The sequence below is a fragment of the Streptomyces griseorubiginosus genome, assembly GCF_036345115.1.
Lineage (GTDB): Bacteria > Actinomycetota > Actinomycetes > Streptomycetales > Streptomycetaceae > Streptomyces > Streptomyces griseorubiginosus_C.
In genome coordinates, this window is the sequence record NZ_CP107766.1 from 6,800,235 (window position 1) to 6,823,699 (window position 23,465).

The 23,465-nt window shown below is 69.5% G+C and carries 15 protein-coding genes, 1 other RNA gene and 2 pseudogenes; 10 read left to right on the top strand and 8 right to left on the bottom strand.

The features are described 5' to 3' along the window. Window positions 1-537: 537 nt before the first annotated feature. Window positions 538-1,876, bottom strand: a pseudogene (locus OHN19_RS30785) (hypothetical protein); the annotation flags it as partial. A gap of 187 nt (window positions 1,877-2,063) precedes the next feature. On the opposite strand from OHN19_RS30785, the gene OHN19_RS30790 reads away from it, so the two are divergent. The 3 genes from OHN19_RS30790 to OHN19_RS30800 are packed head-to-tail and all read left to right on the top strand — an operon-like array spanning window position 2,064 to window position 4,786. Further along, a complete protein-coding gene (locus OHN19_RS30790) occupies window positions 2,064-2,903 on the top strand; it encodes a Nif3-like dinuclear metal center hexameric protein (RefSeq protein WP_330267320.1) in 840 nt (279 codons plus the stop codon). Continuing rightward, window positions 2,900-3,643: a zinc ribbon domain-containing protein gene (locus OHN19_RS30795; protein ID WP_330269750.1), complete on the top strand. Its 744-nt coding sequence runs from the start codon at window positions 2,900-2,902 to the stop codon at window positions 3,641-3,643. The genes OHN19_RS30790 and OHN19_RS30795 overlap by 4 nt, the downstream gene beginning before the upstream one ends. A 12-nt stretch (window positions 3,644-3,655) precedes the next feature. Continuing rightward, complete coding sequence (locus tag OHN19_RS30800; protein WP_330267321.1) at window positions 3,656-4,786, top strand: bifunctional RNase H/acid phosphatase; 1,131 nt, start codon at window positions 3,656-3,658, stop codon at window positions 4,784-4,786. On the opposite strand, the gene eda is transcribed toward OHN19_RS30800, so the two are convergent. After that, window positions 4,783-5,445: a bifunctional 4-hydroxy-2-oxoglutarate aldolase/2-dehydro-3-deoxy-phosphogluconate aldolase gene (gene eda / locus OHN19_RS30805; protein ID WP_330267322.1), complete on the bottom strand. Its 663-nt coding sequence runs from the start codon at window positions 5,443-5,445 to the stop codon at window positions 4,783-4,785. The genes OHN19_RS30800 and eda overlap by 4 nt on opposite strands. Window positions 5,446-5,507: 62 nt before the next feature. Then, window positions 5,508-6,290, bottom strand: a complete 783-nt coding sequence (gene yaaA, locus OHN19_RS30810; RefSeq protein WP_330267323.1) for a peroxide stress protein YaaA — start codon at window positions 6,288-6,290, stop codon at window positions 5,508-5,510. A gap of 63 nt (window positions 6,291-6,353) precedes the next feature. On the opposite strand from yaaA, the gene OHN19_RS30815 reads away from it, so the two are divergent. From OHN19_RS30815 to OHN19_RS30845, 6 genes and pseudogenes are all read left to right on the top strand, one after another. Then, window positions 6,354-7,778 carry an RNB domain-containing ribonuclease gene (locus tag OHN19_RS30815; RefSeq protein WP_330267324.1) on the top strand — a complete coding sequence of 475 codons (1,425 nt, stop codon included), beginning with the start codon at window positions 6,354-6,356 and terminating at the stop codon, window positions 7,776-7,778. 115 nt (window positions 7,779-7,893) lie between these two features. Then, the gene (locus OHN19_RS30820) at window positions 7,894-8,472 is read left to right on the top strand and encodes a Uma2 family endonuclease (protein WP_330267325.1); all 579 of its coding nucleotides are present in this window, start codon (window positions 7,894-7,896) and stop codon (window positions 8,470-8,472) included. Between the two features lie 44 nt (window positions 8,473-8,516). Further along, window positions 8,517-9,338: an AraC family transcriptional regulator gene (locus OHN19_RS30825; protein ID WP_330267326.1), complete on the top strand. Its 822-nt coding sequence runs from the start codon at window positions 8,517-8,519 to the stop codon at window positions 9,336-9,338. Between the two features lie 82 nt (window positions 9,339-9,420). Beyond that, window positions 9,421-10,140, top strand: a pseudogene (locus tag OHN19_RS43975) (DMT family transporter); the annotation flags it as partial. Between the two features lie 142 nt (window positions 10,141-10,282). Continuing rightward, an RNA gene (rnpB, locus tag OHN19_RS30840) (RNase P RNA component class A) lies at window positions 10,283-10,687 on the top strand. Between the two features lie 145 nt (window positions 10,688-10,832). After that, the gene (locus OHN19_RS30845) at window positions 10,833-12,497 is read left to right on the top strand and encodes an N-6 DNA methylase (protein WP_330267329.1); all 1,665 of its coding nucleotides are present in this window, start codon (window positions 10,833-10,835) and stop codon (window positions 12,495-12,497) included. Between the two features lie 31 nt (window positions 12,498-12,528). On the opposite strand, the gene OHN19_RS30850 is transcribed toward OHN19_RS30845, so the two are convergent. From OHN19_RS30850 to OHN19_RS30870, 5 genes are all read right to left on the bottom strand, one after another. After that, window positions 12,529-14,664 carry a UvrD-helicase domain-containing protein gene (locus OHN19_RS30850; RefSeq protein ID WP_330267330.1) on the bottom strand — a complete coding sequence of 712 codons (2,136 nt, stop codon included), beginning with the start codon at window positions 14,662-14,664 and terminating at the stop codon, window positions 12,529-12,531. A 40-nt stretch (window positions 14,665-14,704) separates the two neighbouring features. After that, complete coding sequence (locus tag OHN19_RS30855) at window positions 14,705-15,916, bottom strand: McrC family protein (protein ID WP_330267331.1); 1,212 nt, start codon at window positions 15,914-15,916, stop codon at window positions 14,705-14,707. Beyond that, a complete protein-coding gene (locus tag OHN19_RS30860) occupies window positions 15,913-17,721 on the bottom strand; it encodes a DUF4357 domain-containing protein (RefSeq protein ID WP_330267332.1) in 1,809 nt (602 codons plus the stop codon). Before OHN19_RS30860 ends, OHN19_RS30855 begins: the two co-directional genes overlap by 4 nt. 77 nt (window positions 17,722-17,798) lie before the next feature. Then, entirely contained in the window at window positions 17,799-19,079 is a 1,281-nt protein-coding gene (locus OHN19_RS30865) for a type II toxin-antitoxin system HipA family toxin (protein WP_330267333.1), read from the bottom strand. Window positions 19,080-19,115: 36 nt separating this feature from the next. Then, window positions 19,116-20,828, bottom strand: coding sequence for a DUF262 domain-containing protein (locus OHN19_RS30870; protein WP_330267334.1), 1,713 nt, complete (start codon window positions 20,826-20,828; stop codon window positions 19,116-19,118). Between the two features lie 383 nt (window positions 20,829-21,211). Between OHN19_RS30870 and OHN19_RS30875 the strand changes: the two genes are divergently transcribed. Then, the gene (locus tag OHN19_RS30875; protein ID WP_330267335.1) at window positions 21,212-23,407 is read left to right on the top strand and encodes a hypothetical protein; all 2,196 of its coding nucleotides are present in this window, start codon (window positions 21,212-21,214) and stop codon (window positions 23,405-23,407) included. The last annotated feature ends 58 nt before the right edge of the window (window positions 23,408-23,465 follow it).

Genomic DNA, 23,465 nt, shown 5'->3' on the forward strand with positions numbered 1-23,465 from the left:
ACTTCGTTACAAGATTGCCCAACGGGGCTTGCTGCAAGGGCACAGGACGCGGCGCGACGGGCCCCGGAGGCGCCGGTTCGGAGGCCGAGCGGGTCCCGTAGGGATCTTCCCGGACTGCGTCCCCCGTTCCGGTTTCCCCGGCCCCTGCATCCCTCGGACTCTGCGCTTCCTCGGTGAAGGACCGGGGGGCGCCGGTAAGAGGTCCAGCCTCCCTGCCGACGGGCCCCGACTCCCAGCTGGCGGACCCGGTCTGCCCGCGGAGGGACCCGAACTCCCCGCCGACAGACCCGGTGCCCGGGCCGAAGGACCCCAGGTCTCCGCCGACGGATCCGGCGTCCCCGCGGAAGGACCCGGCGTCCCCGCCGAGGGGTCCGGTCTGTCCGCGGAGGGACCCGAACTCCCCATCGACAGACCCCGCGTTCCCGCCTACGGGCCCCGACTCCCCGTCGTCGACAGACTCGACCTCCCCACCCACGGACCCCGCGTCCTCACCCCTCGACCCGGTCTCCCCCGAGAGGGGCCCGGCGGTCGCCGCCCACCGTGTCACCCCGCACGGTGCCCCCTCCGTGGCGTACGGCAGGAGCAGTTCACCCGCCTCGGTCCACAGGCCGGCACCGGTCAACCACCCCTCGGGCGCCGGGAGATGCTGCACCTGTCGGGCCGCGGGTCGCCACACGCCCACCCAGCTGCCCAACGGGCCGTCGATGCGCAGCGCCACTCCGCAGCTCTCCGGCATCAGGATCTGCCCCGGCTGGATCGCGAACGGCGTCACCGCGCAGTCGGGCACCCGCAGGCACTCCGGGAAGCGCACCGGCAGCGTGCTGCCCAGCACCCCCCAGCCCAGACGCGGCCGCCCCGGCGACGGCGCGTCCGAGGAGATCAGCAGCAGCCCGCTGTCCGGGTCGGCGAGCAGCAGCCGGTCGTCGCTGTCGTCGGCGATCTGGAGCAGGGGGGAGACCTCGCCGCCCCGCTCCAGGTCCACCACGATCGTCTTGGTCCGCCCGCCCACCTCGCGGTCCAGGGCCAGCATCCGCCCGGCCCGGTCCAGCCACGCCCCGCCCGAGCAGCGCCCCGGGATCTCCGCGAGGTGCTCCGGCCCGAAGGCACCGCCCGCCACCAGCCACACCGCACTGGAGCGCCGGCCCACGGCGAGGGCGTACGCCTTCTCACCGCCGGGCGCCGGCGGCAGCAGCCGTAGGACCGTCCCCGGGTCCGGGCACTCGACGGCGCCCAGCGGCAGCTCGCCGGTCTCCGGCCCGGTCGGGTAGAGCAGCGAGAAGTTGTGCCGCCCGTCCGCGAACCGCCTGATCAGGACCCGTCCGTCGCCCATCGGGTGCACTTCGGTGCCGGGTTCCTCGGGCTGGCGGCCGGGCAGCGGCACCGCGTAGGGCTCGGGACCGTCCAGGGTCCACCGCTCCGGGAACCAGCAGTCACCGTCCAGAGCGAGCCGAGCCGCATAGGAACCATCGACGGTGATCACACACCCGACCCGCGAGCCCCCCTCGCCCCCGGCCGGCACACCACCCCTCCACGAAGCCACCCCGTCCCCGTACCCGATCGGCAGCCCCACTCGGTCCCCGGCGTCCCCGTACTCCACCGACAGAGCCACGCGATCCCCGGCGTCCCCCGTCTCCGCCCCCAGAGCCACCCCGCCCTCCGCGTCCCCATACCCCGCCCCCGGAGCCATGCGGTCCCTGGCGTCCCCGTACTGCGAGCCCGGAGCCACCCCGCCCCCCGCGTCCCCGTACTCCGCCCCCGGCGTCTCCCCTGCCACCCCGTCCTCAGCGATCACGTACTCCGTCCGCGGGCTCTCCCCGTCTCCGTCCTCGCACTCGTCCTCGTCCGAGGTCGTGGGCTCGATGGCACAGGCCGTCATCGTCTGATCACCTCCGGCCTCGAAAGTAGTTTTCGCACGCACAGGCGTGGGACGGGCGGGCTTCCGCTTCACACAAAGGGGTGGCCCAGGAACGATTCGCCTGAGGAAAACGGGGCGACTGTGCTGAGCGGGACGGCCTGGGGCGGCTCAGGTTCAAGGGGGTGGACCAGGCAGGTAGCCTTTCCCCGTGCCCCGTCTGTCTGAAGTCATCGCCGCGCTGGAGAACCTGTGGCCCGCCGAGCGGGCCGAGTCCTGGGACGCGGTCGGCACCGTCGTGGGCGACCCCGACCAGGAGGTCGCGCGCGTCCTCTTCGCCGTGGACCCGGTCCAGGAGATCGTCGACGAGGCGGTGAAACTGGGCGCCGACCTGCTGGTCACCCACCACCCCCTCTACCTCCGCGGCACGACCACGGTCGCCGCGAGCCACTTCAAGGGCCGGGTCGTCCACACCCTCATCAAGAACGACATCGCACTGCACGTGGCCCACACCAACGCGGACACCGCCGACCCGGGCGTCTCGGACGCCCTCGCGGGCGCGCTCGACCTCCGGGTCGTACGACCGCTGGTGCCGGACCCGACGGACCCGGAAGGGCGCCGCGGCCTGGGCCGGGTGTGCGAGCTGGACCCCCCGACCACCGTCCGCGAACTCGCCGCACGGGCCGCCGCACGGCTCCCCGCCACCGCGCAGGGCATCCGCGTGGCCGGCGACCCCGAGGCGCTCGTCCGCACGGTCGCCGTCAGCGGCGGCTCCGGCGACAGCCTGTTCGACCAGGTCCGCGCGGCCGGCGTCGACGCCTTCCTCACCGCCGACCTGCGCCACCACCCGGTGTCCGAGGCGGTCGCCCACAGTCCTCTCGCGCTGCTCGACGCGGCGCACTGGGCCACCGAGTGGCCCTGGTGCGAGCTGGCCGCCGCCCAGCTCGACGAGATCTCCGACCGCCACGGCTGGGACCTGCGCGTGCACGTCTCCAAGACGGTCACCGACCCCTGGACCAGCCACTCCCCTTCACCTGGAGCCCCCAACTGAACGCCGCGCCCGCCGACCAGATCCGACTCCTCGACGTCCAGGCCCTCGACGTCCGCCTCCAGCAACTGGCCCACAAGCGCCGGTCGCTGCCCGAGCACGCCGAGATCGAGGCGCTCACCAAGGACGCCACCCAGCTGCGCGACCTGCTCGTCGCCGCGCAGACCGAGGAGAGCGACACCGCCCGCGAGCAGACCAAGGCCGAGCAGGACGTGGACCAGGTGCGCCAGCGCGCCAACCGCGACCAGCAGCGCCTCGACTCCGGTGCCGTGACCTCCCCGAAGGACCTCGAGAACCTCCAGCGCGAGATCGCCTCCCTCGCCAAGCGCCAGGGCGACCTGGAGGACATCGTCCTGGAGGTCATGGAGCGCCGCGAGTCCGCGCAGGAGCGGGTCGCCGAGCTCACCGAGCGCGTCTCCTCCGTCCAGTCGAAGATCGACGACGCGACGGCCCGCCGCGACGCGGCCTTCGAGACGCTGGATGGCGAGATCGCCTCGGTGACCAAGGAGCGCGAGGTCATCGCGGCCGTCATCCCCGCCGACCTCCTCAAGCTCTACGACAAGCTCCGCGAGCAGCAGGGCGGCATCGGCGCGGCCAAGCTGTACCAGCGCACCTGCCAGGGCTGCCGCCAGGAGCTCTCCATCACGGACTTCAACGAGGTCCGCGCGGCCGCGCCCGACACCGTGGTGCGCTGCGAGAACTGCCGCCGCATCCTGGTGCGCACGTCCGACTCCGGCCTGTAAGGGGCACCGGACGTGCGGGAGTTCATCGTCGAGGCGGACGGCGGCTCACGGGGCAACCCGGGTCCCGCCGGGTACGGCTCCGTGGTGCTGGACGCGGCGACGGGGGAGACGCTGGTCGAGACGTACGAGTACCTCGGCGTCGTGACCAACAACGTCGCCGAGTACCGGGGTCTGTTGGCGGGCCTGCGCGCCGCGCACGACCTCGACCCCTCGGCCCGCGTCCACGTCCGCATGGACTCCAAGCTCGTCGTGGAACAGATGTCGGGCCGCTGGAAGATCAAGCACCCGGACATGAAGCCGCTGGCGCTGGAGGCGGGCCGGGTGTTCCCGCCGGGGCAGGTCACCTACGAGTGGATCCCGCGCGAGCAGAACAAGCGGGCGGACCGATTGGCGAACGAGGCGATGGACTCCGAGGGTTCGGCGAGTTCGGTACGGAAGCTGTCGGACGCCGACGCCAAGGCCGACGTACGGGCGGCCAAGGCCGTGGCGAGCCCCGGTTGGGCCCCGGCCGACATGGGCGCACCGGCCACCTTCGTGCTCCTGCGGCACGGCGAGACCCCGCTGACCCCCCAGAAGCGGTTCTCGGGAAGCGGTGGCACGGATCCCTCCCTCTCCGACGTCGGACGCGAGCAGGCCGAGCGGGCGGCCGAAGCGCTGGCCAGGCGCGGCACGATCCAGCACATCCTGGCCTCGCCGCTGACCCGTACCCGCCAGACCGCCGCTGCCGTCGCCGAGCGGCTCGGCATCGAGGTCACCGTCGAGGACGGCCTCATCGAGACCGACTTCGGCGCCTGGGAGGGCCTCACCTTCGGCGAGGTGCGCGAGCGCTACCCCGACGACCTGACCAAGTGGCTGGCGGACCCCGAGGCCGAACCCACCGGCGGCGGCGAGAGCTTCGCGGCCACGGCGACGAGGGTCGCCGCGACCAGGGACAAGCTCGTCGCGGCGTACGCGGGCCGCACGGTTCTGCTGGTCACCCACGTCACCCCGATCAAGACGTTCGTACGCCTCGCTCTGGGCGCCCCGCCGGAGTCCCTGTTCCGCATGGAACTCTCGGCGGCCTCGATCTCCGCGGTCGCGTACTACGCCGACGGCAACGCGAGCGTACGGCTCCTCAACGACACGTCACACCTGCGGCCTTAGCCGGGCAGGTCGGTACCGGAGGGCCCGGTACCGGAAAGCCCGGACGCCTCCCGGGCGAGCTTCTCGATCCGCCCCCAGTCCCGCGCGGCGATCGCGTCCGCGGGCAGCATCCAAGTCCCGCCCACACAGCCGACGTTGGGGAGGGCCAGGTACTCGGGGGCGTTCCCGGCCCCGATCCCTCCCGTCGGACAGAACCGCGCCTGCGGCAACGGCCCGGACAGCGACTTCAGGTACGCCGTCCCCCCGGCCGCCTCCGCCGGGAAGAACTTCATCTCCGTGACCCCCCGCTCCAGCAGCGCCACCACCTCCGACGTGGTCGACACCCCCGGCAGGAACGGCACCCCGGCCCCCCGCATCGCCTCCAGGAGTACGTCCGTCCAGCCCGGGTTGACCAGGAAGCGCGCGCCGGCCGCCACCGACTCCTCCACCTGCGCGGGCGTGATGACGGTCCCGGCCCCGACCACCGCGTCCGGCACCTCCCCGGCGATCACCCGGATCGCGTCGAGCGCGACGGGCGTCCGCAGGGTCACCTCGATCGCGGGCAGCCCTCCGGCGACCAGGGCGCGGGCGAGCGGTACGGCGTCGGAGACGTGATCCAGGACGACGACGGGGACGACGGGGGCGAGGTCGAGCAGCGAGGCATGCGGGGAGGAGGCCATGAGGTCATCATGACCAAGTGCTGCACCCTACGCAAAGGTCATTGCATACTGTGCAACGTGGCTCAGTGAATCTCGTCCACCAGCACATCCAGGGCCCACGCCTGCCCCGCCTTCGACGGCGCCTCCGCCTCCACCACGTACCCGAGGTCGCGCAGCGCCTCCACCAGTTCGGCCGGCCCCTTCGGCGCGACCCCCGCCGACAGCAGGCTCCGCACCATCCGCCCCTTCGTGGCCTTGTTGAAGTGGCTGACGACCTTCCGGGTCGGCGCGTGCAGCACCCGCACGGTCGCGGTCCGCCCCGCGACCTCCCCCTTCGGCTTCCACGCGGCCGCGTACGCGGAGGACCGCAGGTCGAGCACGAGCCCGTTCCCGGCGGCCTCGGCGAGGACGGAGGCCATCGGAGCCCGCCAGTGCGTGCCCAGCGCCCCGAGCCCCGGCAGTTTGACCCCCATCGAGCAGCGGTACGACGGAATCCGGTCGGTCACCCGGACCGCTCCCCAAAGCCCCGAGAACACAAGAAGGGAACGCCCCGCACGCCTCTTCGCTGCCGCGTCGAGAGAAACCAGGTCGAGGGCGTCGTAAAGCACCCCTGTGTAGATCTCCCCGGCAGGCCGCGCTCCGGCGGTCCGGAGCCCGACGTTCTTCGCGACCTCGCCGCGCAGCCCCTCGCTCAGCCCGAGGACGTCCCGCGCCTTCTCCTCGTCCCCGGCGCACAGCTCGACGAGGGCGTCGAGGACCGCTTCCCGGCTCTCGTTGAGCCCGGGCAGCGACAGCGACTCCAGCTTCAGCGGGGCGCCACGACCGGAGGACGCCTTGCCTTCGGAGGGAGGCAGCAGGACCAGCACGGAGGATCTCCTTCTGTTGAGCTCCGGACAGCGTACGGGTCCCGATCTGCTTACCCTCGCTGTATGCCCCGCCGCTGCATACGCGTGACCGACGACCCGCTACGGGCCGCCTTCGCCGCCCTGCGCACCGAACTCGGAGTGCCGTCGGACTTCCCGCCGGCGGTGCTGGCCGAGGCCGAGCGGGCCCCGGTGCCCGGGCCGCACGTGGACGCGACGGACATCCCCCTCTTCACCATCGATCCGCCCGGTTCGATGGACCTCGACCAGGCGATGCACCTCTCGCGGCACGGGTCCGGCTACCGGGTCCGGTACGCGATCGCCGACGTCGCCACCTTCGTCGTCTCCGGGTCCGCGCTGGACACGGAGACGCATCGACGGGTGATGACCCTGTACTTCCCGGACCTGCGTGTTCCGCTCCACCCCCCGGTATTGAGCGAGGGCGCCGCGAGCCTCCTCCCGGACCAGGTCCGCCCGGCCGCCCTGTGGACGATCGACCTGGACGCGGAAGGCCGTACGACCGCCGCCGAGGTCCGCCGCGCGATGGTCCGCAGCCGGGCCAAGCTGGACTACGAGGGCGTGCAGCGGACGATCGACTCCGGCACGGCGGAGGAGCCGGTTCTTCTGCTGAAGGAGGTCGGCGAGCTGCGGGAACGGCTGGAGGTCGAGCGGGGCGGGATTTCGCTGCGGGTGCCGGAGCAGGAGATCGTGGAGCGGGACGGCACGTACGAGCTGACGTACCGGGCCGGGGTGCCCGCGGACGGCTGGAACGCCCAGATCTCCCTGCTCACGGGCATGGCGGCGGCGGATCTGATGCTCGCGCACGGCACGGGGGTCCTGCGTACCCTCCCCGCCGCTCCCGACGGCGCGGTCGGCCGGTTGCGTCGCACCGCGCACGCGCTGCACATCGACTGGCCGCACCACGTGTCGTACGCGGCGCTGGTCCGCTCGCTCGATCCCGGGGTCCCGTCGCACGCGGCCTTCCTCCAGGAGTGCACGACGTTGCTGCGGGGCGCGGGTTACACGGTCTTCCGGGACGGAGTCCTGCCGGACATCACCACGCACGCGGCGGTGGCCGCCCCCTACGCCCACTGCACGGCCCCACTGCGGCGGCTGGTCGACCGCTACGCCTCGGAGATCTGCCTGGCGGCGGTGGCGGGGAAGGCCGTACCGGACTGGGTGCTCGGGGCCTTCGAGGCGCTGCCCCGCGAGATGGCCGAGGGCGGCCGGCTCGCGGGGAAGGCCGAGCGGGCGTGCGTCGACATCGTCGAGGCGGCGCTGCTGAAGGACCGGGTGGGGGAGGTGTTCGACGGCTGCGTGGTGGAGGTGGAGGAGGACCGGCCGGACGTGGGCACCGTGCAGGTGGAGTCGCCGGCGGTGATCGGCCGGGTCGATGGGGAGGGGCTGGTGTTGGGGGAGCGGTTGCGGGTGCGGGTCGTGGGGGCGGATCCGGGTCCGGGAGCTGCGAAGGTGCGCTTCGCACCTGCTTGATCGTGCATGACGTCGGCGCTGAGCGTGTGCCACGATCGAGGGAACGGTTCCCGATCGCACGGACAGGTGATCTTCGATGTCGCAACCTGGTGAGCGACAGAAGGAGGGGCGTGACATGAGTGCCGTGGCCCATGAGCCGCTCACCCCGGCTGAGGGACTGCTGGAGATCTTCCTTGCCCTCGACACCCCGGAGGGTTTCCGGGCTGAACTGATCGAGGGGGAGATCGTTGTGACGCCGCCGCCGGACGGGGATCACGAGGACTACATCGGCCTGATCGTGAACCAGGTGATCAGACGGGCCCAGACGCTCATGCAGTTCTCCGGTAACAAGGGGCTGAAGCTGCGCAGCGGAGGCGGCTGCCCGAAGAATCACGTGATTCCGGACGGTACGTTCGCCCCTGCTGAGCGGCGGCTTTACCGGGGTGCCGACTCCTGGATGCCCTGCGACGGAGTCGCCATGGTCCTTGAGGTGACGTCGACCAAACCGGCGGCGGACCGCGAGGCGAAGCGCCGTTGCTACGCCCGCGGCGGCATCCCGCTCTACCTCCTCGTAGACCGCGAGGCCTCGTCGGTCACCCTGTTCAGCGCCCCTGAGGAGGACGACTACCGGGAACACTGCACCCGTTCGTTCGGCAAGCCGATCGCTCTCCCCGCCCCGTTCTCCTTCGACCTGGAGACCGCGGACTTTCTCTGAGTACGACGGCGTTGCACCCTGAGTCGGACGGACAGGGGGCGGCGATGGCGGAGCAGGCGCTGTGGACAAGGGCACGACTGGGCCGGGGCGGCCCGCCCCTCGACCTGCTCACGGCGCGTTTCGACAAGCACGTCTACGCCCCGCACGCCCACGACGAGTACACGATCGGCGTGTGCGTGGGCGGCTCGGAGATCATCGACTACCGGGGCGGCCACATCCGCACGGGCCCGGGATCGATCGTCGTCCTGGCACCCGGGGAGATGCACACGGGCGGCCCGGGGACAGCGACGGACGGATACGCATACCGCGCCCTGTACGCGGAGGTCCCACTCCTCCAGGACGGCTCGATAGGCCTCCCGCACTTCCGCGACCCCCTGATAGACGACCCCGAACTCGCCGCAGCCCTCCGCCTCGCGCACACCGAACTCAGCGCCTGCCCGGACCCGTTGGAGACGGAGTCCCGCCTTCCGTGGCTCCTGACGGCGTTGTCCTGCCGCCACTCCACGGCCCGCGTGGCGGACTGCGTGATCCCGGGCGCGGACGCGGTCGCCCGCCTGGTCCGCGACCGCTTGGCCGACGAGTTGCTGGCACCCCCTTCCCTCGCCGACCTTGCCCGCGACCTGGGCATGTCCCGCTACCAACTCCTCCGTGCCTTCCGTACGGCGATGGGGATACCGCCGTACGCCTGGCTTGCCCAGTACCGGGTGAACCGGGCGCGGTGCCTGTTGGAGTCGGGCCTCAAGCCGGCGGAGGTCGCGGGAGCGGTGGGCTTCGCGGACCAGGCCCACCTGACGCGCTGGTTCCGCAGGGTGCTGGGGGTGACCCCGGCGGCGTACCGCAACAGCGTTCAAGACGCGAGCCGCTGAGGGCGCCGACGATGTCCGCATGACTGCACGCGGCTGGTTCCTGTTCTCCCTGATGGGAGTGGTGTGGGGCATCCCCTACCTGATGATCAAGGTGGCGGTGGATGCCCCGCTGTCGGCTCCGTTCGTGGTGTTCGTACGGTGCGCGGTGGGCGCACTGCTCCTGCTGCCGTTCGCGATCCGCCAGGGCGGCCTCATTGCTGTCGTACGGTCGCACTGGCTGCCCATGCTGGCCTTCGCGGTGATCGAGATCATGGGCCCCTGGTACACGCTGACGGACGCGGAACGCCACCTCTCCAGCTCGACGGCGGGCCTGCTGATAGCGGGAGTACCGATAGTCGGGGTGCTGCTGGCCCGCTTCTTCGGAGACACGGAACGGCTGGGGGCTCGGCGGGTGACGGGTCTGGCGCTGGGGCTGGCCGGGGTGGGAGTCCTGACCGTCCCGCACCTGACCGGGGGCGACGCGAAGTCGATGGCGGAGGTGCTGGTGACGGTGGTGGGCTACGCGACGGCCCCGCTGATCGCGGCACGCTGGCTGAAGGACATCCCGTCGTTGCAGCTGACGGCACCGTGCCTGGCACTGGCGGGGCTGGTGTACGCGCCGGGAGCGGCGCTGACGTGGCCTTCCTCTCTTCCTTCCACCTCCGTCTTGGCCGCGCTGGCCGGCCTGGGAGTGATCTGCACGGCGGTGGCGTTCGTCGCGTTCCTGGAACTGATCAAGGAGATCGGCCCGACGAGGGCGACGGTGATCACGTACGTCAACCCGGCGGTGGCGGTGGCGGCGGGGGTGCTGTTCCTGTCGGAGCCGCTGACAGTGGGCGTGGGCGTGGCCTTCGCACTGATCCTGGCGGGCTCGGTGCTGGCGACGGCGGGCCCGGTGCGGGTGACCGCCGAACCGTCCTGCACTGAGTCCCCGGTGTCCCCGGTAACATGGTCCGCACGGCAGACGAGCCGGGCGGACGGCCGCGTGGAATCCCCTCTTGGAGGGCTCCCCGAGGAACGTCCGGGCTCCACAGGGCAGGGTGATGGCTAACGGCCACCCGGGGTGACCCGCGGGAAAGTGCCACAGAAAACAAACCGCCGGGGACTTCGGTCCCCGGTAAGGGTGAAACGGCGGTGTAAGAGACCACCAGTGCCCAGGGCGACCTGGGCAGCTAGGTAAACCCCACCCGGAGCAAGGTCAAAAGGGAGCGCCCCGGTGCTCCTGCGGGGACGTTCGAGGGCTGCCCGCCCGAGTCCCCGGGTAGACCGCACGAGGCCGGCGGCAACGCAGGCCCTAGATGGATGGCCGTCTCCCCGGCCGCCGCGAGGCGGTTGGGTGACAGAACCCGGCGTATAGCCCGACTCGTCTGCCGCTACAGGGTGTTCCAGCGAATCTGCTGGCAGACCGGTTCTCCCTCGGCACGTACGCAGCCACGCAGGTCACCATAGGTGTGTGTACGTTGTCAACGCGCTCGATCATTGATGGTGTTATGAGGCCCGTGTACGGTGGCGCGTATGGCAGACCATCCCGCCCCGCCAGTTGGCGGACCTCTAGTCACCGGCTCCGAGATCGCCCGGCTTGCAGGGGTCACACGTGCCGCTGTCTCCAACTGGAGGCGTCGATACGAGGATTTCCCCGCGCCCGCAGGCGGCGGTGCGAACACCCCGTTGTTCGATCTGGCGGCGGTGAAGGCGTGGCTGGACAAGCAGCGCAAGGGGCAGGATGTCTCGGCAGAGGTGTCGCTGTGGCAGGCACTGAGAGCGGCCTACGGCGACGAGATGATCGCTGGGCTCGCCGACGTCGCCCAGATGTTTGCCAGTGGTGGGGGTGAGGCGGCCCCAAAGGCTCTGCCAACAGATGTCGTTCGACTGGCGCGGCAGCTCGCCCACAGTGGGACCCCCGGCGAGGTGACGAGTGCGCTCACCGAGCGCTTCACCGACTCTGTACGCCGGGCCGGATCCGACCAGGTCACCTCACCGCGTATCGTGCGGGCCGTGCGGCACTTCGCCGGCGAAGTGTCGGCTGAAGCGACCCTCTTCGACCCGGCGTGCGGTATCGGAACGCTCCTGTTGGCTGTCGGACCCGAGCTCGGGCCGACGCGGTGTGGTCAGGAGGCCGACGCCCGCAGTGCTCGATTCGCGCAGTTGCGAGCCGATCTCACGGGGCGCAGCGACGTCGACATCCGCACGGGAGATTCCCTGCGCGATGACCACTGGTCAGACCTCAAGGCCGATCTCGTCGTCTGTGATCCACCTGTCGGCACTACAGACTGGGGACGTGAGGACCTGCTCCTCGACTCGAGGTGGGAGCTCGGCACACCCTCACGTGCCGAAGGCGAACTGGCCTGGCTGCAACACGCCTATGCGCACACCGTGCCGGGCGGGCGCGTTCTCATGGTCATGCCGGCCTCGGTCGCCTACCGCAAGGCGGGTCGCCGTATCCGGGCCGAGCTTGTGCGCCGCGGCCTCCTCACACACATCATCGCCCTGCCCCCGGGCGCTGCTGCTTCACACGCTCTCCCTGTGCATCTGTGGCATCTGCGCCGCCCGCAATCCGTTGATGACGCCACCGTCAACGTGCGCATGGTCGATCTCACGGCGAACGATCCGGACGCGCCGTTGGAGCCAGAGGCCGACCAGTGGGTGGACGTCCCCCTGATCGAACTCCTCGACGACGCTGTGGATCTCACTCCCGGCCGTCACATCGAGGAGTCCCACCGTGACTACGCGAACGAATACCGGGCGCTGCGACAGGAGCTGGCCGAGCAGGTGAGCCTGCTGGCCGACCTGCTGCCGAGTCTGATGGGAGGCGACGGCGCCGGTGCTTTGGAAGGGCCGTCAGTCAGTGTGGCCGACCTCGCGCGCGCAGGGTTGGTCGAGTACGGCGATCCGGAGCCGGTATCGGTGAGCGATCAACTCGATACCGATTACCTTCAGGGATTTCTGCGCAGCGCGGCGAACACCCGTCGGTCCACCAGTGCCAGTGGTACCTATCGGCTCGACGGCAAGGGGGCTCGCATCCCGCAGATGGACATTGTCGAGCAGCGTCGATACGGGGCAGCGTTCCGTGCACTGCAGGAGTTCGAGGAGCGGGCGCGCAGGGTGGCGGAACTCAGCGGACAGGCATCTGCACTGGCACGGGACGGACTCGGTAACGGGGCTCTCAGACCCGGGGATTGACGCGCAGTCACATAGAAGGAGCAGTTGTTCGCTACTTCGCTTGCGGAACGAACGGACTGGCCGATCCACTCCAGGACACCGCGAGCGCCTCCCGGGCGCGCGTGCATGCCACGAACAGGAGACACCGCTCCCGTAGCAGGTCCGAATCGTGCTGCAGCGGATCCACTGAGGCCGGCGTCACCTCGCGCGTGAAAGGAAGCGCGCTCGCCGTAGCTCCGACGACGGCGACGCAGCGGAACTCCAGTCCCTTCATGGCATGCATGGTGGCCAGTCGTACGCCGTCCGTGTCTGGCCGCGGATTGTCCCTGACCCGGACCACCGGCACCCCGGCTGCGACCAGCTTGTCGTACGCCTTGTCGAGCAGCACGTTGAATCGGGCGCACACGCCGATCTCCGACGACCGGATGCCCTGCGCGATCCAGTTCTCCACGCGCTCGACGAGCGCCGCGATCTCCGCCTGTTCCGAGCCGTATCCGTTGACATGCGGTGTACGGCCGTGCAGGAGCGACCGGTAGCCCGCCAGGGTATCGCTGCCCTCGCCACCCAGGTCGTCGACCGACACCGGGGTGAGGATGCCTGTCGACCAGGCAAGGATCTCTTCCGTACTGCGGTAGTTGATGCGCAGGCGGTGCGTTCGTCCAGTGACCGAGATGCCGAGGGAACCGAGGGAGACCTTCGAGTCGTAGATCCGCTGGTGCGGGTCGCCGGTGATGAACAGGTCATCGCCGCCCGCTGTCACAGCGCCGCGCAGGACGCGCCACTGGGCTGGGTGCAGGTCCTGTGCCTCGTCGACAACGACGTGGTCGTGCGTAGGTGAGGAAGCGGCTAGGAGATCGGCCGCACGGGCGCACACCTTGAGGTGTGTGGTGGCTTTCTGTTCGCGCAGCGTGGACTCGAACAGCTCGACGGCCGGCCACAGCTGCTCCCGCCTTGTCGGTGACAGGGCGCTGCCGCGGCCGCGCCGGGAGGCCGCGCGGTAGTCGTCGAGGGTGCGCAGGTCCTGGGCGAGGATGACGTGGCGGTATTCCTGGGCCAGGAACTGCTCCGTCCACGGCAAACCCAGCTTCTTCACGACCCGCTGCCACATCTGCCGTTCCTCCCGGTCGCTGATCGGGGAAGGCGCTCGGCGGTCAAGGCGGGTGACGATGCCGTGTGCGTATGCGTTGACCGTGGTCACCTCGACGCGGTTGAGCAGTGACTGGTCGTCGTCCAGGAGGATGGCCAGGTTCTCCCGCAGCGACGCGGCAAGGGCGTTGGTGAACGTGGTGAGCAGTACGCGGGTGTCCTGGGAGCGGGTGAGCAGGTGCTTGACCCTGTGCAGTGCCGCGACTGTCTTGCCCGTCCCCGGGCCGCCGGTTACCTGTACCGGGCCGCCGTACGACACTCGGTAGGCGACGCGACGCTGCGAGGGATGCAGGAACACCCGCCAAGCCGCGAACGGCTTCTCCAAGATGTCGGCGAGTTCCTCGGAGCCGGTGACGAGGGTGATGCGACTCGTGGTGTTGGCGATGACGACGGCCAGGCTTTCGTCGGGATCGGGCCCCGCGTCGACGGGCCGCCGGACGGCGACCACGTCCCGGTACACCTCTTCGGGGCTGAAGCCCTCGGCGAGGTACTGCAGGACCTCGCACTGGTCCTCCGGCAGCAGCGTCTCGAAGGCCCGCAGCTGCGCCTTGTCGACGATGGTCCGCACGGCCCGCAGGACCTGTTCGTCGATGCCGAGTTGGCGCAGCACCGTGTCCGAGTGCTGCGCGAAGAGAAGCGAGTCGGCGACCGCGGCGGCCTTTTCCAGGGCCGGGGTCAGCTGCTCGATCGCCGCGACGTTGCGGACCTCCAGCGCCCGGGTCGCGGAGTTCGTCGTGTACAGCCGCTTCGCGGCCCAGGTGTAGGCGTCGTCGTGGGGAACGACGTTGACGAGCAGGAAGACCTCACTGCCGTCGTCAGGGGCGAGGACGACGCCCCGCCAGAAGTCGTTGATGCGGATGGTCCGCATGCGGGGGTCGCGTGCGTTCTCCACGGACTCCAGGTGCAGCCCCTTGTCCGCATGCAGTTCGGGCACGGTGAGTTGCTGGAACTTCTGCATCGCCTTGCGCACACCGGCCTTGACGGGCCGCTCCAGGACGTCGTAGCTCTCCCAGAAACTGTTGGCGAACGCGAGCTGCGGCACGAGGCGCACTCCCCATCCTGAACGGACACTCCGCGATCGATCATACGCGCGGGGTGTTCACCAGCTGGGCGGCTACCCGATCCACCTCCGACAGCAGGCCGGAGGGTTCCTGATCGAGGTCGAGAGCGTGCTGGTGGATCACGATGCCCGCGTGCCTCACCCTGTGGGCCGCGTGTGGCGCGTTGCCCTTGGCGTACACCAGGTGACCTTCGTGCAGGCCCAAAGCGGTACAGTACGCGAGCATCTGGTAGAGGTCGGCGTCCGGAAAGCCCTCCCGCTTCTCGGCCTTGTACTTGGCGTCGACCACGGCACACGGGGCGCTACTCGGTCCGTAGAGCACGAGATCGGGCTTCATGCGGATCGCGGAGGCCTCGTCGAGGTGATGGGGATCCTGGAGCCGTGCCGAGTGCCCGAAGCTCCGGCATGCCTCTCGCAGAGCCACCGTCACAAAGTCCTCGAAGAGCTTGTTCATGTCGAACAGGAACCCGTCGACGCGCAGTGCCCCGGGCGCGTGCTCGACGGAGGCGTTCTCCAAGACGACTCGGGCGAGATGCAACGCATGCTGGTAGCGCGAGTTGAGCCGGCTCGACTGCCAGACAGGCAGGGGGTGACCGCGCACGATCACCGCGACATCGACCAGACGGGCACGTTGATGCAGCAGCCTGCGACGTACGTCGTGGGGTACGCCGGGCAGTCGAAGGAGGCGCTCGACGGCAGCCCGCAGCAGGCGGTTCTCCGCGATGTCGGTGGTGAACTCGTCGTACTCCACCTCGACCGGAAGTGTCGCACCGAACCGCCGTCGTATCTGGTCGGCTTCCCGGATGCGACCCCGGACGACCAGGGACGTCTCTTCTCTCCTCTGATATCCCTGGAGGAGCCCCTGGCGCAGGGCGCGGTCGACCTGCCGTTCCACCGCATGGGCGAGGGCGGGCAGCAGATCGCGGTGCCCGGTGACATCCACCTCCCCGTCTCGCCAGCCGCCCTTCGGGTCGAGGTTGTACCCCAGGAGGAAGAACAGTCGGGTGATGGGAACCTTGGGGGTGACGCGTACGGTGATCGGCTCGTCGTTCCCCGGCGTCGCGACCGCCACCGCGCCGACCTTGCTGCCGGCCCGCAGGGACCAGTGGCCCGGGACATACGGATCAGGAACCGCGTCCACGATGTCCCCGGCCGCCAGTGCTCGTCCGACCGCGTCCGGCAGGGCAACGCCTACAGCCGGCGCGTGCTCGACGAGTTCGACGACACGGGTCACTTCGACGACTCCCGCAAAACAGCGAGGCCGTACCGCTTCTCGACGTCCACGCCTTCCCCGTAGTGGTACTCCTCCAGCAGCGGAAGGATCTTGGTCCGCCACGTCCTTTCGAGCCCGCCCTCCCGATAGACGCCCCTCTTCATCAAGTACGAGGGCCCGACGCGGAAGTCGGCATCGTCGATACGGGAGTTGAGCGCATCGAGCAGGTCGGCCGGCTCGGCATCGTGGCCCTCACGGGCGAGCCAGCGGCGCAACAGTCCGCTGGTCGGCTCGGTACGCGGGGACAGCTCGACGAACGCGAAGCGTCGGCGCATTGCCGCGTCGACGAGGGCGATGGATCGGTCGGCGGTGTTCATCGTGCCGATCACGAAGAGGTTGGGTGGCAGCGCGAAGTCGTCACCGGAGTACGTCAGCCGGACCGACTTGTTGCGGTATTCCAGCAGGAAGTACAACTCGCCGAAAACCTTGGCCAGGTTGGCGCGGTTGATCTCGTCGATGATCAGGAAGTGCGGGATGTGCCGGTTGCCTTCCCGGGAGGCCAGATCGGCGAGTTCACGCAGCGGACCGGCAGTGAGCCGGAAGGCGACCTCGCGGGTCTGTGGATCCTCCTGCGGCCGGAAACCCTCGAAGAAGTCCTCGTACGCGTACGACGGATGGAACTGCACGAGCTTGACCTGCTCAGGCCCGCCGCCGAGGAACTCGGCGAGTTTCAGGGCGAGATACGTCTTGCCGGTCCCGGGAGGGCCGTACAGCACCAACTGCCGTTCGTCCCAGAGCAGATCACGCACCTCGCGTAGCCAGGCGGTGTCGTGCACGAGGAGCTCGTCCGTCAACTCGTCCGTGGGCTCGGGCAGCTCCAGCTCGCGTCGGGCGGTGAGAGCAGGGATTTCCAGGCTCGGGTCCCGATCCGCGGCCTCGGCCTCCTCGATCAGGTCCTCGTCGCTTATCCCCAGGCCGTCGATGAGATCCTTCACCGCGGTCAGATCGACGACGTCATGCTGTGCGGAGAGTTTCTGCTGGAGCGCCTCGGGCAGGCCTTCGTAGGCGTGCCCGTCGTCCGCCCAGTCCACCGGTCGACGCAGATCCGACCGGCCGTCCTCGGAGGCGATTTGCTCGGCGTCTCCCGTGATCTTGCCGACGTACAGTCGGCCGCCCGAAATGGTGCACATGGTGTCGCCCGGCCTCATCCGGGAGAGGAACATGTGCAGTTCCTCGACCAGCTGCACCTTCTGGTTGTACGTCGCGGTGGAGGCGTAGTCCTCCTCGACGGCGTTGCGCAGCCGGTCCTTGCTGATACCCAGCTCGACGCCTTGTCGCAGGTGGCGCGCTCGCAGGGTCACCAGCCCCTCCGGCAGCCACAGGCGCCGGACGAGGTCGAGGCCCGAGACATTGGAACCGCGCACCAGCCAGGCTCGATTGGGCCCCCACCACACCTGGTCGAGGTAGTCCGAGAGCGGATGGCCGTCGTCGGTCTTCCACTCCAGCCAGCCGTTGGCACTGCGACCAACCAGGATCTCGGCGGCGGCCGACGGCGAGTTGCACTCGACGTCCTGCGCGAGTTCCAACCAGCCGGGCCAAGTCTCCGACTCCGTGAGAATCCCGGCCTCGATCAGGCGCTGCCGCAGGCGGTACGACGACGGCATGCGGACGGGGAAGGACGGCACGACCTCCGGGCGCCCCGGCGACCCGGCCAGGACGACGAACTTCTGGCTGCCGTTTGTCCCCTTCTCGCTCAGCAGTCGTCCCCGGGCCTCGGGACCGCCCCCCGGCAGCCGTAGCCGGAACTCCGGATACTCGTGACCCATGGATCGTCCTTCTCGCTGGTCCGGTTTGGTCCGCAGCGTACTGGGAGCACGGACACCCCTCAGGTGGCCGAACGCCGTCAAGGGTGCCTGAGCAGACGCTGGGCAGAGGCGGTGATCCACCTTCCGATCGCCTTGCGCAGGGTCTGGTTGTCCGCGAGGTGTTCCTCGTACTGCGGCCAGTGGGCGCGTGTCCGTTCGACGGTTTGCACGGCCTCCTCGGTCAGCCGGGCGCGAGTGGGCCCGAAACGGTGGTCCAGGGCGCCTTCCAGCCGGTCGAAGGCGGCGAGCCTTACCCGGTCGAACGACTTGCTGCCCCCGAACTTGAGCCCGAGGTCCTCCGGTTCGTCGCTCGGCGCGTAGGGGGCTGTGGACACCAGGTCGTACACCGGTGACAGTGACGGGAGCCGTCGGTCTCGATAGATCAGCGACCAGTTCTTCAAGTGGGCATCGCCGTTGCCCACCACCATGGAAAACGCTATGCGCCGGGCCGCCTCACGCAGTGAGTCCACGTCATGGCCGCGATAGGCGATGGCTGCGACGGTCTCGAACGTCGACTGGTACTTGTCCTGGGGGTACTTGTCCCTGACCTGTGCGAAGTCCTCGATGTGGATGGGGGCGCGACGGGCGTCCCGGGTTCGGTCGAAGCGACGGACGGCGTAGGCCCATTGCTCGTCGTTCGGCCACATGCGGTCGGGCAGGCCTTCGAGCTCATCGCGGTGCATGAGGCGCACGTCCGGGACCTCCAGTCCGGCGGCCCGGGCCAAGGACATGATGGTGTACTCGTTGCGCGGTACGTCGGCATGACGGTAGTCCGGGAACTTGACCAGCCAGTCGCCGTGTACGCCGGCGGCGGGAACGGTGAGTCTGTCTCCTCTGGCCAGCATGGAGAACTTCAGAGCGACCCCTGCCAGGGAAAACCGCCATGGCGAGTCGGCGGAGGGGAAACCATAGGTGCCGCCAGGGCGTTTCCCGTCTGGTCCCGACTGCTCGCTGTCAGGCCACTCCCAGCCTTCGTCGGGGCCGTCGGCAGGCAGCACCTGGACGGCACCCGGCAGGTCATGGCCCACCTGGGCCAGGAGTTCCATCTCCCTGTCGAGTGAGACACCCCGGTCGTCGGCGATCCACTCCCGCAGCGGGCCTTCGGGAAGGAGGTTGGAGAACCAGCGGGGCAGCCGCAGAGCGGACGCGTAAGGGGCGCGCAGATTCTCCTCGAAGCGGAGGCCGAGGACCGGTCGCTTCGGGTCGGTCACATAGGACTCGTTGACGATGAAACGCGTGTAGTCACCCTTCTGGCACAGCGTGCCGATCCGGCGGGAGTGCAGGAGAACGGCGTAGTACGTCTCCGGGAGCGTGGTCATGCGCAGCGGTGTCCTGTTCGCGGGGGAGCGGACTGGTCAGAAGAGCTCTTCGGGCTCTTCGAGTTCGTCGAGGGCATCGAAATCCAGAGAGTCCAACGAGGGGGTGTCCTCGTAGTTCCACTCGGCCATGCGCCCGAGGAAGTCGGCCAGATGCTGCTGGATGATCTGCTGCCGCAGGTGGAGGAAGCCTTCGCGATCTCCCTCGGCGAGTGCCCGACTGGCCTGGTCGTTCATCGTGTGCGAGGCCAGGACCAGGTCCCAGGTCTCCGCGTCCAGGTGAGGGGGACGACGAGCGAGCAGCGTGGTGATCTCGGACACGGGGTCCTCCGCGCTGGGCAGGAACAGCCGGTTCGCCGCGTACAGGACCTGCTGGGAGGTGAGTCCGCGAGGAAAGACCACATGAGCCACCGTGCCGGCCGTCTTCTGGTCGGCGAGCAGCGTCGAGAGGTTCTGGAGGTCGAGGGGAGCGCCGGTGACCAGGGAGCGCGGGCGCAGAGACCACCAGGAGCTGAGGATGATCTTTGCGGCGGCCTCGTTGGTCCGGAACCGCTCGATCGTCGGGATCGCGGGCTGGGCCTCGGCCATGGCGTCCATCAACCCCATGATCGAACCGCTCTCGTCACCCTTGCGGATACGGGCACACAGGACCCGCGACACCTGAGTGAAGCTGCCCTTGAACACGGCGGGACCGGACACGGCCACACGCCAGTACAGCCGTCGCAGCAGACGGCGGGTATTGGGCTCGGGGTCGGGGAAATGGGCGAAGAAGCGGGTCAGTACGACGAGCAGTGCGCGGTAGACGAGGAGTGCGAGGTGTGGCACCTCCGCTTCGGTCTGCAGAAAGCCGATGGCGCGGACCAGGGCCTCTTCGCCCTCGCCGTAGGCCGCGTACTGGTCCTCGTCCTCGAACTCCGGGGCGGTTCGACGGCCGGTGGAGCTGAACTCGTTGCGGATGTCCCGCGACGGGTCGGGCCCGCGCCGCGCGAGGATCGAGGCGAGGACGGTGTCCGTGTCGATGGTGCCGAAGCCGGTCCTGGCGGCGATGCGGTCAGCGATGCGGGAGAGGTTGAGCCGCTCCTCGGCTCCCTCTTCCGGGCCCGCGTAGAGCGCGGAGAAGATCTCCGCCCGGTTGAGGCGCTTCCCGTAATTGTTCATCCGGTCGAAGATGTCGGTCAGGATGTCGAGATCGTCCTGCCGTACGAGATAAGCGGGCACCTTGTACTGGCGCAGAGCGGTGGCGACGCGGTCGGCTTCGTCGAAGAGCTCGGGGACCAGTTCGCCCTCCGTGCGGAACCAACTGAGAAGCTTCTTCAGATCGAAGAGGACGGGCAACGCGATGTGCTCGGGCTCACGCGTCTTGGGCTGGCCGATGAACCGCTTCTCCCTGAGGTCGTAGTAGATGGAGAACGGCTCGTGCAGATGCCCTTCGGGACTGAGGGCATTGGCGAGGCTGGTGATGCGCTGCTGCCCGTCCACCACCCAGAAGGCGTCCGGAGAAGCCGACGCGTCGATCTTCAACTGGCCGAGCGTGAACGAACGCGCAGGCGTCTTGCGGACCCAGAGGAGCAGATTCCCGATGGGGTAGCCCTTGACGATGCTGTCGAAGAGACGGAGTACATCGGTGGTGCCCCAGCGGAAGTCGCGCTGGAAGTGCGGAACGTGGATCCTGCCGTTCCAGGCCTGGGCCACGAGGTCGCCCAGCTCGTACGTGGTCGCGCTGGGCTGGGTGTCCAGGCCTGCGGTGGTCATCTTCGTGTCCCCTGGTCGGCGAGCTGACGGTGGGTTGCCTCATCAGTATGGCGAGTGGGCGTTAGCGATGTCAACGAATATATGTTCTTAACGTCTGTTGACGATGTCAACGAGCCAGCGTTACCTTCAGTCGTGCGCACGGTTCGGGTCGGTGCTCCAGGGGGCCGACCGGAGTGACTGTCAACGAACGCAAAGTGATGAAAGTGCCACAGGCACGCCATGTGTCGGCATAGTCTGCGGAATCACCGCAGGTGAGCCGGGGCGGGTCGGGGTGCGGCGGAGGTGTCATGGGTGCGGACTCGTATGTGCCGGGAACGGCTGGCGACGACGGGGAAAAGGGGGTGCCCGATCCATACGGTGATCAGGCCCTATTGACTCCCGCCATGACCATGGGGCACGACGCGGTCCCCGAGCTGGAACGCGAGCGACTCCGGCGCTACCTCGGAGCCGTTGTCGCGGCCCGCCCCGCGCCGGTGCACACCGCGGTCGCCTTCAATGCCGTGTACTTCGGGTACGACCTCGGCGGCGAGGGATACGGCGGCAGCCCGCTGCACCTCGACGACTTCCCCGTGATCACCTTCGGTGAGCGCGCTCCCGTGCTGCCGGTCGGCGCGATGGTGTGTGTCGCCACCGGGTCGGATCCGCTCTACGCCGAGATCGTCTATCGGGAAGGCGCCCACCCGGAGGTGAGCGCGCACGGTGACGTACCAGCCTGGGTGTCGGGAGCGCCTGCGGGTGCCGCAGGGCCGGGCGAGCCAGGAAGCGGCTCCACCCCGCGGCGCAGGGAGCTGCTGGTTCCGGACGTCCATGCCTTCGGGCCGGCCCTGAGCCTGTCGCCGGCCCAGCTCCATCGGTTACGCACGCGTCGGCGCTGGATCAACGCGGACGGTCATGTCGTTGTCGACGTGTGCTACCCGTCCGCGGAGGGCGCCGGACGCGACGATCTCGCGGCGTACGCGGACCATCTCCTGACGACGGCACGGGAGCAGCTGCTCAGCCCCTTCGTTCCCGTCTCCCTCGCCGAGCTGGTCGGCGGAACCCGTGACGAGGACCTGCGGGCGGGGTTGCTCGGCCTTCTCGACACGGTACGTGGTGTCCTCAACTCCAGCGAGGAGTTACGCACTTGGGGTCACTACGCCATGACCCGCACCTCGCTCGCGGAATGCTGGCGTGACACCGGACCGCTGGGCGGAGACGATCTCAAGTCCCTCGCGGCAGCGGTGGAACACGCGGCCGTCCCGGCGAAACGGCGTCACGGGCTCATCTCGCCGGTCTCCGTGTACACAGCGGTCGGGCCGAGGCTTCGCGGATTTCCCGGGGCCGCGGAACAGCTCATGGGAGTGGGGTACGCCGCCGCGGTGTGTCGGGCGAACGTGGCGCTCGCCGATGTGGTCCAACGGGACAGTGACCAGGGCCTGTTCGCGAACGGCTCCCGCGTCACGCTCGACGACGCCTTCGAGAGCGGAGGCGTGTGGCGGTCCCATCACCCTGGTGACGCGGAACCCCCTGGAGATCCGCTGGCTCCGGCCGGACGCGGTTGGGCGTCCACCCTGCCCGCGCAACCTGAGCCGGAGCCGGAAGCGGAACTGGACCCGATCGACCTGCCACTCGCCGACGAAGCCGCTCTCGGCCCCAGCGAGCTTCTGCAGAGCGATGCGAACGGCGTCGTCTGGCGGGCACCCTTACGACTGGCTCACCTCATCGACGGCTGGTTCCCTCTGCACCCGGACGTCGTACGAGAACTTCGCCGGTCGTACGGCCGGCGCTCCACTCTGCGCCTCGAACTCGACCACGTCGGCGAGATGTCGGACGAGAAGGAGGCGGTGCAGGATGTCACCGTCGAACTCGGCGACGACATGGACCGGGTGACCGGCATCCTCTGGCCTCAGGGGTTCTTTCCCGGCCTGATGCTAGAGATTCGCTGGGTCCTCGGCGACACCGTGATCCGTGTGGCGACGATGCGTCTCAAGGAGCGCGTGCGGGTCGGCGACCGTGAGACCAACCACTGCTACGACACTCGTGTACTGACACGGGAGGACGTTCCCGGCAGCGGCCGCCATGGTGACAGCGCGGTCGGCCTCGGGCCCCGGCAACTGGTGATGCGCACCGTGCGTCGATGCGGGCTGCTCACGCTGGACGGCCATGCCCTGTTGGACCGTTCGGTCCTGCCGAGCGCGGTCTACGGGCGTCGGCCGGCACCGTCACAGGCCGCCGCCCTGGAATCGGCGGTCGCCGAACTGTTCGCGGAGCGGGTTCTGGAACCGGCCCTCGGTAGCCGGGACGCCTGGGGCCAGCCGCACTACCCGGCACGAGACCAGCAGCCGGTCATCCCCCTCATCGGATACCGCCCGGTCCGGCGACGGGTGATACGCCCCTGGGGCGGCACGGAACCGGGCGGTGCCGGACTGCCCGGCATCCAGTTCGTCCCCGGTCATCTGCGCCGCCTGCGACCGGGATGCTCGCCCAGCGAGGTCCAGAGAGCGGCCTTTCGCGACCACTGCCGCAGGCTCGGCAAGGCGGATGGCTGGGAGCTGCCCTTCGGCTACACGTTCGTCACCGAGCACACGCGCGGTCATTGATCCGGCCGCGGACCTCCCGCGCGTGACCGTCCTTGGAACAGCCACAGAAACGGAGTAC

What these genes read in the sequence shown, in the direction of transcription:
- eda (WP_330267322.1), bottom strand. Translation starts at nt 5,445, where the DNA reads ATGGCCTCCTCCCCGCATGCCTCGCTGCTCGACCTCGCCCCCGTCGTC.
- OHN19_RS30815 (WP_330267324.1), top strand. Translation starts at nt 6,354, where the DNA reads ATGCCCCGCCGCTGCATACGCGTGACCGACGACCCGCTACGGGCCGCC.
- OHN19_RS30820 (WP_330267325.1), top strand. Translation starts at nt 7,894, where the DNA reads ATGAGTGCCGTGGCCCATGAGCCGCTCACCCCGGCTGAGGGACTGCTG.
- OHN19_RS30825 (WP_330267326.1), top strand. Translation starts at nt 8,517, where the DNA reads ATGGCGGAGCAGGCGCTGTGGACAAGGGCACGACTGGGCCGGGGCGGC.
- OHN19_RS30845 (WP_330267329.1), top strand. Translation starts at nt 10,833, where the DNA reads ATGGCAGACCATCCCGCCCCGCCAGTTGGCGGACCTCTAGTCACCGGC.
- OHN19_RS30860 (WP_330267332.1), bottom strand. Translation starts at nt 17,721, where the DNA reads ATGGGTCACGAGTATCCGGAGTTCCGGCTACGGCTGCCGGGGGGCGGT.
- OHN19_RS30865 (WP_330267333.1), bottom strand. Translation starts at nt 19,079, where the DNA reads ATGACCACGCTCCCGGAGACGTACTACGCCGTTCTCCTGCACTCCCGC.
- OHN19_RS30870 (WP_330267334.1), bottom strand. Translation starts at nt 20,828, where the DNA reads ATGACCACCGCAGGCCTGGACACCCAGCCCAGCGCGACCACGTACGAG.
- OHN19_RS30875 (WP_330267335.1), top strand. Translation starts at nt 21,212, where the DNA reads ATGACCATGGGGCACGACGCGGTCCCCGAGCTGGAACGCGAGCGACTC.